Origin of the sequence: Ligilactobacillus acidipiscis DSM 15836 (genome assembly GCF_001435755.1) — a bacterium.
In the GTDB taxonomy this organism is placed as follows: Bacteria; Bacillota; Bacilli; order Lactobacillales; family Lactobacillaceae; genus Ligilactobacillus; species Ligilactobacillus acidipiscis.
Window position 1 is genome coordinate 1 of sequence record NZ_AZFI01000052.1, and the last position, 11,336, is coordinate 11,336.

An 11,336-nucleotide genomic window follows, 5' to 3' on the forward strand; every position below is an offset into this window, starting at 1 on the left:
AGAATTATTACGAACTAGCACCACGCGTAAAAATAAATACCATATGGTATCTTACCATAAATCAGTTAGGGTAATGCGGGCTTTTACTTTTTTTAAGTTTCTCGTATTTCTAGGGGCATTTTTACAGCAGTCAGTGATCTATTTTAAATGAAGAGATGAAATTTTTCTGAAAATCATTTATACTAAGGAATGAAGTTTTAGTTGGAGATGAAGCAGAGTGGCACAGTTATTTTTTCGCTATGGAGCGATGAACAGCGGCAAATCGATCGAAATCTTGAAAGTCGCACATAATTATGAAGAACAAAGTAAAAAAGTACTGATCTGTACCAGTGGGATCGATGACCGTGAAGGTGTAGGTTACATTGCGAGTCGGGTCGGGTTAAAAAGAACGGCTGTGCCTATTTTTGACGAAACAGATGTTTTTTCGTTAGTGAAAGATGGACATGAAAATATATCTTGTTTACTGATCGATGAGGCTCAATTTTTGAAAAAACATCATATTATTGAGCTTACTAAGATTGTTGATCAGTTGAAAATACCAGTCATGACATTTGGTTTAAAAAATGATTTCCGTAATGAACTTTTCGAGGGATCAAAGTATTTATTATTGTATGCAGATAAAATAGAAGAAATGAAAACTATTTGCTGGTTCTGCAATAAAAAAGCAATCATGAACTTACGCTTCAATAATGGTTCCCCTGTATATTCTGGTGAGCAGATCCTTATTGGAGGCAATGAGCAGTATTACCCTGTGTGTCGTAAACATTATTTTGATCCCCCAAAAGAAAATTAAGCCAATTGTTGAAAGACCTCATTTAAAAGCTGAAGATAAGTAAAGGAGTTACTAATGGATAAGATATTTGAAAGATTGCAGGTTTTGGAAGATCGCTATGCAGAATTAGCTGAGCTTCTTTCCGACCCAGATGTGATAGCTGATACCGCGCGTTTTACTGCATTATCCAAAGAAATGGGAGATCTGCGGGAAACAGTTGAAAAATTTCGTCAGTTAAAAAAAGTTCAAAAGACTATTGATGACGATGATGAGATGATGCGTACCGGTCTTGACGACGATGAAATGAACGAAATGGTCAAGGATGAATTGTCAGCTGCTAAAGAAGAACGTGCAAATTTAGAAGATGAGATCAAGGTTTTATTGCTGCCCAAAGATCCTAACGATGGTAAGAATATTATCATGGAAATCAGGGGTGCCGCCGGTGGCGATGAAGCTAGCTTGTTTGCAGCTGATCTTTTCAATATGTACAGTAAGTACGCTGAAAGACAAAGCTGGTCGATCGAAGTCATTGATAAAAATGTGACTGAAGTCGGTGGCTTTAAAGAAATTGCGTTGTTGATCAATGGCAGCAAAGTATATTCGAAGCTGAAGTATGAAAGTGGAGCGCATCGTGTTCAACGTGTTCCATCAACAGAATCTGCAGGGCGTGTTCATACCTCAACCGCGACTGTTGTTGTTATGCCTGAAGAAGAAGATGTTGAGATCGATATTGATCCTAAAGATATTCGAGTCGATGTTTACCGCTCATCCGGTGCTGGTGGACAGCATATTAACAAGACTTCTTCTGCTGTCAGAATGACCCATTTGCCGACAGGAATCGTAGTTGCGATGCAAGACCAGCGTTCACAACAACAAAACCGGGAAAAAGCGATGAAAATTTTAAAGGCACGTGTTTACGATTACTATTCTTCTAAAGAACAAAATGAATATGATGAGAATAGGAAGTCGGCCATCGGGACCGGTGACCGTTCCGAGCGGATCAGAACATATAATTACCCACAAAATCGGGTCACCGATCATCGTATCGGGTTATCTCTTAACAAGTTGGATCGCATTATGAATGGTGAACTTGATCAGGTGATCGATGCCTTGATCTTGTATGATCAAACAAAAGCTTTGGAGAACTTAGAAAATGAGTAACAGCAAAATTTTTTTTGAAGCTCAGCAATGGGCTTTTTCTTTTATAAAAAAGGCTGGTTTGGATCCATCAGCAGCTGATTTATTATTATATGGAGAAATGAATTTTTCAGCAACGGAGTTTTTAATGAATCTTAGAAAAGAAGTTCCTGAAAAAAAGTGGCAACATTTTAAAAAAAATGTCGAATTATATTGTCAAGGGTGGCCGGCCCAATATTTGTTAGGTAATGCTTATTTTTATGGTTTAAATCTTAAGGTAACTTCAGCAACTTTGATCCCTCGTCCAGAAACAGAAGAATTAGTCGACTGGATCATTTCAGGAAATGAGCGGACAACCAAAAAAGTGGCAGATATTGGGACTGGTACTGGAGCGATCGGTTTAGCGCTGAAAAGTCAGTTGCCCAGTTGGCAAGTATCATTGACTGATATTTCTGAAGCTGCGTTAGCAGTCGCTCAAGAAAATGCAGTTAATTTGGGCTTGGATGTTTCCATACTAAGAGGTGACTTGTTAGCACCTTTGACAGATGGTCCTTATGATATTATAGTCAGTAATCCACCTTATATTAGTCAAAACGAGCAAAATGAGATGGATAAAAGTGTACTTGAACATGAACCACATTTGGCTTTGTTTGCGGCTGATAACGGCTTGGCTTTTTATCGTAGGATAGCTCAGCAGGTCTCAAGCTATATTCATGTGAATTCTAAATTGTATTTGGAGATCGGCTATGCACAAGGAAAGCAAGTTGTTGGAATATTTAAGGAAGCTTTTCCTCAAGCAGAAGTTACATTAAAACGTGATATCACAGCGCATGATCGTATGGTACGTGTGATTTTTAAATAGAAAGGATGAATTTATTATATGATGATAACTAAGATATACTCTCCAGCAGAAACAAAAAAAGCTGCTGAAGAAATCAAGTTAGGCGAACTGATTGCATTTCCAACTGAAACTGTTTATGGTTTGGGGGCTGATGCTACCAATGAACAAGCCGTTAAGCGTGTCTATTTAGCTAAGGGGCGTCCTTCTGACAATCCTTTGATCGTGACTGTTTCTTCGCCGGAAATGGCTGCTGAATATATTGCTGACTATGGTCAATACGGTGAAAAGCTGATCAAGGCATTTTGGCCAGGTCCGCTAACTTTGGTTTTTAAAATAAAACCCGGTTCTTTATCACCAGTTGTCACGGGTGGTTTAAGCACCGCTGCATTTCGGATGCCGGAAAATGAAACTACTCGCAAGATGATCGCCCAAGCAGGGGTGCCGATCGTTGGGCCTTCCGCTAATTCGTCTGGTAAACCCAGCCCGACAACAGCTCAACATGTTTTTCATGATATGGAAGGTAAAATTGCGGGAATCTTAGACGATGGGCCAACTGCAGTTGGTGTTGAATCAACGATCGTTGATTTGAGTACCTCAGAACCAGCAATTTTGCGACCGGGTGGTATTATTTCTGAACAGATTGAAAAGACGATCGGGCTTTCAGTTGATTCTGATCAGCATAAAGTAGGTGCTAACGAAACACCTAAAGCCCCAGGAATGAAATATAAGCATTATGCTCCGGCAGCCCAGGTGTTGATCGTGCGTCCAAATGATTGGAAGCAAGCTTTGGCATGGGCCGGCAGCCAATCGGAAAACATAGGTATCATGGCACCTTCACAAATTTTAAAAGGATCACTTCCTGCTAATGTTTTACCTTATGATATGGGTAATGACTTGGCTTCGGCTACTCATCGTTTATTTGATGGTTTACGTTATTTCGATAATGAGCAAAAAGTTAACTGGATCTTAGCATGTTCTTTTGAAGAAAAAGGTCTTGGTGCAGCGTATATGAATCGTTTGAAAAAATCTTCCGGAGGCACTTATTTCGAACCGCAGGATTAGGTTTTTGAGAAAATTTTTTTATTCGGAATATTATAGATTTTTCTGGTTTTTACCGCAAAATTCTATTAGAATGGGTAAGAGAGTGAATTAAAGGAGTGTTATAAGGAATGGGAAAATTTGAGATCTTGGATCATCCATTGATCCAGCATAAACTGACGATCATCCGTAACGAAAAGTGTGGTACCCGTGAATTTCGTCAGGTGGTCAATGAAATTGCTGAACTAATGGCTTATGAAGTTTCACGTGATATGCTTTTGGAAGACGTTCAGGTCAAAACACCTGTTGAGGTGGCAACGGAAAAGCAGTTGGCTGGTAAAAAAGTAGTTATTGTTCCAATTTTACGTGCTGGTTTAGGAATGGTCGATGGAATCTTAGAGTTGATCCCTGCGGCTAAGGTTGGTCATATTGGGATGTACCGTGATGAAGAAACATTACAGCCGCATGAATATTTCGTTAAAATGCCCGATGACATTGCCAATCGTGAAATGATTATTGTTGATCCAATGTTAGCAACAGGAGGGTCTGCAATTATGGCAGTTGATGCTTTAAAGAAACGCGGTGCCAAAACAATCAAATTTGTTTGTTTAGTTGCTGCACCAGAAGGTGTGAAAGCATTGCGTGAAAAGCATCCTGATATTGACGTTTATGCCGCCGCTCTTGATGATCACTTAAACGAAGACGGTTATATCGTGCCTGGTTTGGGCGATGCTGGTGACCGTTTATTTGGAACAAAGTAATAAACAGATAGTACTTAATAAGTAAAAATAGCCGGGGCAAATGCAAGAAATTTGGTGTTTGGGTCCGGTTTTCCAGTTCCACTAAATGGAAGCGATTGATTTAGGAACAAAAAAACTGAAAGTGATAAATTTTACGGCTTTTTGAAAAACGAAAATTATTTTCTTAAACAAGTCGCAGTTTTTCAGAAAATAATGCAAGAAAAGCTTTATTTTTAATGGTGAAAGGTGGTATGATTTCAGATGTATTCAATGATACTACATCTTGAATCAACCTTACGGTTCTACCGCAAAAGTTCAACCGTAGTGATTACAATTGAAAAGAGGTGAGACTTGGTGAATGAGGGAGCAAAAGTTATTACACTTTTGGGTATTCCTTTTAATGTAGGAAACTGTCTGTCAGGTTTGGCTGCAGCTATTATCGTTTTCCTGTTGGTTTTTGTATTTTCAAGAAATATACAAATGAAACCTAAAGGGAAACAGAATGCACTCGAATGGTTGATAGATTTTACGAATAATATCGTTAAAGCAAATATACCTGATGAACAGGGCAGGAATTATCAACTGTTTTCTTTCACACTATTTGTACTGATTTTTATCAGTAACCAAATAGGGTTAATGATTCAATTTAGTGTTGGAGACGTCACCTATCTTAAGAGTCCAACAGCTTCACCTATGACAACATTAACGTTGGCATTACTTGTGATGGTTTTAGCAGACTTCTGTGGTGTGACAAGGTTTGGGTTTAAGGGTTACTTCAAAAATTCCTACCTCAGTCCAATGCCGGCATTATTTCCCATTGAATTATTGGAAGATTTTACTAATTTCTTAACGTTAGCTCTTCGTTTATATGGTAATATTTTTGCTGGTGAAGTTTTATTGACGACGATCCGCTCCATGGATAAAGCTGGTTGGCTGGGAACCATTAGTTCGGTTCCCCTTGAAATGATTTGGCAAGGCTTTTCTGTGTTTATTGGATCTATCCAAGCTTACGTTTTTGTCACGTTGACAATGGTTTATATTTCACAAAAGGTTGAAAAAGAATAATTTTTATAATTTTAAGGAGGAATTTAATTATGTCTCTTGGTGCAGGTTTAGCTTTATTAGGTGCCGGAATTGCTGCTGGGTTAGCTGCTATCGGTACTGGTGTAGGTAATGGTTTAGTTATTTCGAAAATGATGGAGTCAACAGCTCGTCAACCTGAGTTATCTGGACAATTGCGGACCAACATGTTTATCGGGGTTGGTTTGATCGAAGCTGTTCCGATCATTGCTGTTGTTATTGCCTTCCTATTGTACGCAAAATAATTTAAAAAAATTTAAAGTTGATGTCAATAGAGGAGGTGTCAATAGATGAATTCAACGTTTTTGCTTGGTGCAGCACAGCAAATTGCCTGGGGTGACTTCTTGTTTTATCTCGTTTTATTTGTGATTTTGATGGCGTTGGTCGGACATTTTGCCTGGGACCCGATTCAAAATATGCTGCAAAAGCGTGCGGATAAAATTTCCAATGACTTGGATTCTGCTGAAGGGGCCCGATTAAAAGCTGAAAAGTTAGCTAAACAACGTGAAGATGCTTTGAGTGATTCGCACAACGAAGCTAGTCAGATCGTGTCACGAGCAAAAGACAACGCTGAACAACAGCGGACTACGATCGTGAAACAGGCTAATGATGACGCAACGGTCTTGAAAAGTAATGCCCAAAAGGATATTTCGCGGCAAAAACAAGAAGCTCTGGATGGTGTTAGAAATGACGTTGCAGAGTTGTCTATTGTAATAGCTTCAAAGGTCATCGAAAAAGAACTTACAGTAGATGACCAAAAAGAATTAATAGACAAATATATTGAAGGGTTGGGGAAGCAAAATGGCGCTCAGTAGTGCTGAAATAGCAAGTCGTTACGGTCAGGCACTTTTCGATGTCGCTGAGTCAAAAGATATTACTTCTCAAACCGCAACGGAGCTTGTTGAATTACAGACAGTGATCACAGAGCAACCTGACCTGCTCGTATTTTTTGCGAGCCCACAGATCACTAAAGAAGCAAAAAATGAAATGCTTCAAAGCATGCAAACAAATGCTTCCCAATTAGTTAAGGACTTTTTACAAATGTTGTCCGACTATGGTAGGTTGCAAAATGTGATAGATATAATAGATGAATTTAACAGATTGAATGACGAAAAGAATGGGACAGTTCGAGTAAAAGTTACGACAGCGATCGAATTGGATGATGAACAAAAAGCAAAACTCTCAGCTAAATTTGCTCAAGTTGTAGGCGCTAATAAAGTTGTCCTTGAGCCGGTCGTAGACGAAGAAATTATTGGTGGAGTTGTGTTACGTTCCAGAGATAATATCTATGATGGCTCGGTCAAGTCCAAAATAGACAAAATCAAACGTCTGTTATTAAATTGATTTAAAGAGGTGAGACTTTTATGAGCATTAAGGCTGAGGAAATCAGTACTTTGATCAAACAGCAATTAGCAAATTATCAAAATGAACTCACCGTTGACGAAGTTGGTACTGTTACTTATGTTGGTGATGGTATTGCGCGGGCCAATGGTTTAGAGAACGCCTTAGCTGGTGAATTGTTAGAATTTTCAGACGGAACGTATGGTATGGCCCAAAACTTAGAGTCCAACGATGTTGGTATTGTTATTTTGGGAACATACGATAATATTCGTGAAGGACAAACAGTTAAGCGTACCGGCCGTATCATGGAAGTTCCTGTAGGTGAAGAAATGATCGGTCGAGTTGTGAATCCGTTAGGACAAGCAATTGATGGACAAGGTGAGATCAAAACAGATAAGACCCGCCCAATCGAAAAAAAGGCACCAGGTGTTATGGAGCGACAATCAGTTTTTGAACCTTTACAAACTGGTTTAAAAGCGATCGATGCTTTGGTACCGATTGGTCGTGGGCAGCGTGAGTTGGTCATTGGTGACCGTAAAACTGGTAAAACTTCCGTTGCGATCGATACGATTTTGAATCAAAAAGATCAGGATATGATCTGTATATATGTTGCTATTGGACAAAAAGAATCAACGGTCCGGACCCAGGTCGAAACTTTGAGAAAGTATGGCGCAATGGACTATACGATCGTTGTTTCAGCTGGTCCTTCTTCACCAGCGCCGTTGTTATGGCTAGCTCCGTATGCTGGTGCTGCTATGGGTGAAGAATTTATGTATAATGGCAAACATGTACTGGTAGTTTATGATGACTTATCAAAACAAGCTGATGCATATCGTGAACTTTCATTGATCTTGAGAAGGCCACCTGGTCGTGAAGCATATCCTGGTGATGTTTTCTATCTCCATTCACGTTTGTTAGAACGTGCTGCTAAGTTAAATGATGAGCTTGGCGGAGGATCAATGACTGCTTTGCCATTTATTGAAACTAAAGCCGGTGACGTTTCTGCTTATATTCCTACTAACGTGATCTCTATTACAGATGGTCAGATCTTCTTGGATAGTGATAACTTTTATTCAGGTGTTCGTCCTGCTATCGATGCCGGAACTTCGGTTTCCCGTGTTGGTGGTGACGCTCAAATCAAGGCCATGAAGAAAGTTGCTGGGACTCTTCGTTTGGATCTGGCATCTTATCGTGAATTGGAATCATTTGCTCAGTTCGGTTCTGATTTAGATGAAGCTACACAAGCTAAATTAAACCGTGGTCGTCGAACTGTTGAGGTTTTGAAACAGCCTTTGCATGAACCACTAGCTGTTGAAAAACAGGTTGTTATTTTATATGCATTAACGCATGGTTTTTTAGATTCCGTTGTTGTCGACGATATCTTGACGTATCAGGATCAATTGTTTGATTATATGGATAATAACTATGCAGATCTGCTTAAGGAAATTGCAGAAACAGGGCAATTACCTGAGACTGATAAGCTCGATGCAGCAATTTCTGAATTTGCGGAGACATTTCAAGCTAGTAAAAAATAGAAAGGGCGGTGACAACTGATGCCAGCATCTTTACAAGAGGTCAAAAGAAAAATTTCCTCAACAAAAAAGACAGGACAGATAACTACTGCTATGCAGATGGTTTCAACTGCCAAGCTGAATCAGATTCAAAAGCATACAACCACATATCAGGTTTATGCTTCCAAGATCCGGAATGTCATTACCCATCTAGCAGCATCGCATCTGTTAGACGATGTTGAGGCACCTGAAATTGTTGAAGAAGGCGAGGTTAATTCACTTGCAATGTTACAACAACGGCCAGTTAAAAAGACAGGTCTTGTTGTGATCACTTCTGATCGTGGTTTGGTTGGCAGTTATAATAGTAACGTGATCAAGCAGACTATGGGCCTGATCTCGAAAAACCATCATTCCAAAGATGATATTGAAATTGTAGCAATTGGCGGTACGGGTGCCGATTTCTTTAAGAAATGCGGTTACGATATCGTGTACGAATATCGTGAATTAAGTGACGTCCCAACATTTAGGGAAGTTCGCCCGATCGTACGTGCGATCCTAAAAATGTTTGAAAGTGAAAAGTTTGATGAATTATTTGTTTGTTATAACCATTTTGTCAATTCTTTGACTTCTACATTTAGAGGTGAGCAAATGCTGCCGATCTCAGCAGAAAACCTTGGTAGTGAGGGGCTGAGTGATACAAATGATTCGGGTTATAATCTTGAATATGATACCGAACCATCTGAGGATGCAATTTTGGAAGTGATCTTGCCGCAGTACGCTGAAAGTCTGCTTTATGGTGCAATGTTAGATGCCAAAACATCTGAACATGCATCTAGTTCTACTGCTATGCGTTCAGCTTCTGATAATGCGGATGATATCATTGCTGGTTTAGAGCTGCAGTATAATCGTGCTCGTCAAAGTGCTATTACGACTGAGATCACGGAAATTACTGGTGCTCAAGCAACCTTAGAATAAAAATAGGAGGAATTAACGAATGAGTTCTGGTAAAGTTGTTCAAGTTATCGGACCAGTTGTTGATGTACAATTCCCTCTTAATGAATCTTTACCTGATATTAATAATGCTTTGACCGTTGAACTTGATAATGGTACACAATTAGTGATGGAAGTTGCCCTTGAGTTGGGCGATGGCATCATGCGTACGATTGCCATGGATTCTTCAGATGGTTTAAAACGTGGCGCTACAGTCGTTGATACTGGTTCTTCGATCAGTGTGCCTGTCGGGAAAGATACGCTTGGACGTGTGTTCAATGTCCTAGGGGATACCATTGATAATGGGCCTGAATTTGATGCAGATCATCGGCGGGATCCGATTCACCGCGATGCACCTGCATATGATGAATTAAATACAAGTACTGAAGTTCTGGAAACTGGGATCAAAGTTATCGATTTACTTGCCCCATATGTTCGTGGTGGTAAGATTGGTTTGTTCGGTGGTGCCGGAGTTGGTAAAACCGTTTTGATTCAGGAATTGATCCACAATATCGCGCAAGAACATAATGGTATCTCTGTTTTTACCGGTGTTGGTGAAAGAACTCGTGAAGGTAATGACCTTTACTTTGAAATGAAAGCATCTGGAGTCTTGGAAAAGACTGCCATGGTGTTTGGTCAGATGAACGAGCCGCCTGGTGCTCGGATGCGTGTTGCGTTGACTGGGTTGACAATTGCGGAATATTTCCGTGATGTTGAAGGCCAAGATGTTTTGTTATTTATTGATAACATTTTCCGCTTTACCCAGGCTGGGTCTGAAGTTTCTGCTTTGCTGGGCCGTATTCCTTCAGCCGTTGGTTATCAACCGACATTGGCTACTGAAATGGGTCAGTTGCAAGAGCGTATTACCTCAACTAAGAAGGGTTCCGTTACATCGATCCAGGCTGTTTATGTGCCTGCCGACGATTATACTGATCCTGCTCCAGCTACAACGTTTGCGCATTTGGATGCAACTACTAACTTGGAACGTTCATTGACTCAGCAAGGTATTTATCCTGCTGTTGATCCATTGGCTTCAACTTCTGTTGCCTTGACACCAGAAATTGTTGGCCAAGAACATTATGCGATTGCTACTGAAGTGCAGCATGTTTTGCAACGTTACCGTGAATTACAAGATATTATCTCGATTCTAGGTATGGATGAATTGTCTGATGACGAGAAGGTCATCGTTGGCCGTGCACGTCGAATTCAGTTCTTCTTGTCACAAAATTTCCACGTTGCTGAAAGTTTTACTGGTCTACCGGGTGCATACGTACCTTTGGAAGATACAGTTAAAGGTTTTAAGGAGATCCTTGAAGGTAAATATGATGATTTGCCTGAAGATGCTTTCCGTTCAGTTGGTAAAATCGAAGAAGTTGTTGAAAAAGCTAAAAAAATGACGCAAAACAATTAAGGAGGTAAAGTCTGATGGCTGATAAACCTGAATTAACTGTTAACGTTGTTACACCAGATGGCAGTGTCTATGAAAAGACTACTGATATGGCTATTTGCAAGACAACCCAAGGCGAAATAGGTATTATGCCTAATCGTTTGCCGTTGTTGGCTTCATTGGCAATTGATGAGATCAGAGTTCGTCAAGATAATGGCGAATATGATGAGGTTGCTGTTAGTGGCGGATTCTTAGAATTTTCCAATAACACATTATCAATCGTTGCTTCAGCCGCTGAGCGTAAAGAAGACATCGATTCTAAACGTGCGGAACGTGCTCGTGAAAGAGCTCAAGAACGTATCGAGAAGGCAAAACAAGCCCATAATCCTGATGAGCTCCGTCGGGCCGAGGTTTCCTTGCGTCGAGCGTTGAACCGATTGAATATTTCAAATCATTAATTTAAAATGACGGGACTTTGTCAAATAGTGTTGATGGTCCA

13 protein-coding genes are annotated in these 11,336 nt (G+C 40.0%); all 13 read left to right on the forward strand.

Annotated elements, in window-relative coordinates; genetic code table 11:
* Positions 1-217: 217 nt before the first annotated feature.
* The 13 genes from FC65_RS05205 to FC65_RS05265 all read left to right on the forward strand — a co-directional run bounded on the left by FC65_RS05205 (position 218) and on the right by FC65_RS05265 (position 11,295).
* Positions 218-793 carry a thymidine kinase gene (locus FC65_RS05205; protein WP_056971813.1) on the forward strand — a complete coding sequence of 192 codons (576 nt, stop codon included), beginning with the start codon at positions 218-220 and terminating at the stop codon, positions 791-793.
* Between the two features lie 54 nt (positions 794-847).
* Entirely contained in the window at positions 848-1,933 is a 1,086-nt protein-coding gene (gene prfA / locus FC65_RS05210) for a peptide chain release factor 1 (RefSeq protein ID WP_056971814.1), read from the forward strand.
* Positions 1,926-2,771 carry a peptide chain release factor N(5)-glutamine methyltransferase gene (gene prmC, locus FC65_RS05215; RefSeq protein ID WP_056971815.1) on the forward strand — a complete coding sequence of 282 codons (846 nt, stop codon included), beginning with the start codon at positions 1,926-1,928 and terminating at the stop codon, positions 2,769-2,771. Before prfA ends, prmC begins: the two co-directional genes overlap by 8 nt.
* An 18-nt stretch (positions 2,772-2,789) precedes the next feature.
* Entirely contained in the window at positions 2,790-3,812 is a 1,023-nt protein-coding gene (locus FC65_RS05220) for an L-threonylcarbamoyladenylate synthase (protein ID WP_056971816.1), read from the forward strand.
* Between the two features lie 107 nt (positions 3,813-3,919).
* Positions 3,920-4,549, forward strand: coding sequence for a uracil phosphoribosyltransferase (gene upp, locus FC65_RS05225; protein ID WP_056971817.1), 630 nt, complete (start codon positions 3,920-3,922; stop codon positions 4,547-4,549).
* Between the two features lie 333 nt (positions 4,550-4,882).
* On the forward strand, positions 4,883-5,593 hold the full coding sequence (gene atpB / locus FC65_RS05230; RefSeq protein ID WP_056971818.1) for a F0F1 ATP synthase subunit A: 711 nt from the start codon (positions 4,883-4,885) through the stop codon (positions 5,591-5,593).
* 29 nt (positions 5,594-5,622) lie between these two features.
* Positions 5,623-5,853, forward strand: a complete 231-nt coding sequence (atpE, locus tag FC65_RS05235) for a F0F1 ATP synthase subunit C (protein ID WP_010499498.1) — start codon at positions 5,623-5,625, stop codon at positions 5,851-5,853.
* A 45-nt stretch (positions 5,854-5,898) separates the two neighbouring features.
* Complete coding sequence (gene atpF, locus FC65_RS05240) at positions 5,899-6,423, forward strand: F0F1 ATP synthase subunit B (protein ID WP_010499496.1); 525 nt, start codon at positions 5,899-5,901, stop codon at positions 6,421-6,423.
* The gene (gene atpH / locus FC65_RS05245) at positions 6,410-6,952 is read left to right on the forward strand and encodes an ATP synthase F1 subunit delta (protein ID WP_010499494.1); all 543 of its coding nucleotides are present in this window, start codon (positions 6,410-6,412) and stop codon (positions 6,950-6,952) included. The genes atpF and atpH overlap by 14 nt, the downstream gene beginning before the upstream one ends.
* Before the next feature lie 20 nt (positions 6,953-6,972).
* The gene (atpA, locus tag FC65_RS05250; RefSeq protein ID WP_056971819.1) at positions 6,973-8,484 is read left to right on the forward strand and encodes a F0F1 ATP synthase subunit alpha; all 1,512 of its coding nucleotides are present in this window, start codon (positions 6,973-6,975) and stop codon (positions 8,482-8,484) included.
* Positions 8,485-8,502: 18 nt separating this feature from the next.
* A complete protein-coding gene (locus tag FC65_RS05255) occupies positions 8,503-9,435 on the forward strand; it encodes a F0F1 ATP synthase subunit gamma (protein ID WP_056971820.1) in 933 nt (310 codons plus the stop codon).
* A gap of 19 nt (positions 9,436-9,454) precedes the next feature.
* Positions 9,455-10,861 carry a F0F1 ATP synthase subunit beta gene (gene atpD, locus FC65_RS05260; protein WP_010499482.1) on the forward strand — a complete coding sequence of 469 codons (1,407 nt, stop codon included), beginning with the start codon at positions 9,455-9,457 and terminating at the stop codon, positions 10,859-10,861.
* A gap of 14 nt (positions 10,862-10,875) precedes the next feature.
* On the forward strand, positions 10,876-11,295 hold the full coding sequence (locus FC65_RS05265; RefSeq protein WP_056971821.1) for a F0F1 ATP synthase subunit epsilon: 420 nt from the start codon (positions 10,876-10,878) through the stop codon (positions 11,293-11,295).
* Positions 11,296-11,336: the final 41 nt, after the last annotated feature.

Bases quoted from the DNA above. Each gene is read 5' to 3' on its own strand.
- atpF (WP_010499496.1), top strand. From the start codon at position 5,899: ATGAATTCAACGTTTTTGCTTGGTGCAGCACAGCAAATTGCCTGGGGT.
- atpE (WP_010499498.1), top strand. From the start codon at position 5,623: ATGTCTCTTGGTGCAGGTTTAGCTTTATTAGGTGCCGGAATTGCTGCT.
- atpD (WP_010499482.1), top strand. From the start codon at position 9,455: ATGAGTTCTGGTAAAGTTGTTCAAGTTATCGGACCAGTTGTTGATGTA.
- prmC (WP_056971815.1), top strand. From the start codon at position 1,926: ATGAGTAACAGCAAAATTTTTTTTGAAGCTCAGCAATGGGCTTTTTCT.
- atpH (WP_010499494.1), top strand. From the start codon at position 6,410: ATGGCGCTCAGTAGTGCTGAAATAGCAAGTCGTTACGGTCAGGCACTT.
- FC65_RS05255 (WP_056971820.1), top strand. From the start codon at position 8,503: ATGCCAGCATCTTTACAAGAGGTCAAAAGAAAAATTTCCTCAACAAAA.
- upp (WP_056971817.1), top strand. From the start codon at position 3,920: ATGGGAAAATTTGAGATCTTGGATCATCCATTGATCCAGCATAAACTG.
- FC65_RS05265 (WP_056971821.1), top strand. From the start codon at position 10,876: ATGGCTGATAAACCTGAATTAACTGTTAACGTTGTTACACCAGATGGC.
- atpA (WP_056971819.1), top strand. From the start codon at position 6,973: ATGAGCATTAAGGCTGAGGAAATCAGTACTTTGATCAAACAGCAATTA.
- FC65_RS05220 (WP_056971816.1), top strand. From the start codon at position 2,790: ATGATGATAACTAAGATATACTCTCCAGCAGAAACAAAAAAAGCTGCT.
- prfA (WP_056971814.1), top strand. From the start codon at position 848: ATGGATAAGATATTTGAAAGATTGCAGGTTTTGGAAGATCGCTATGCA.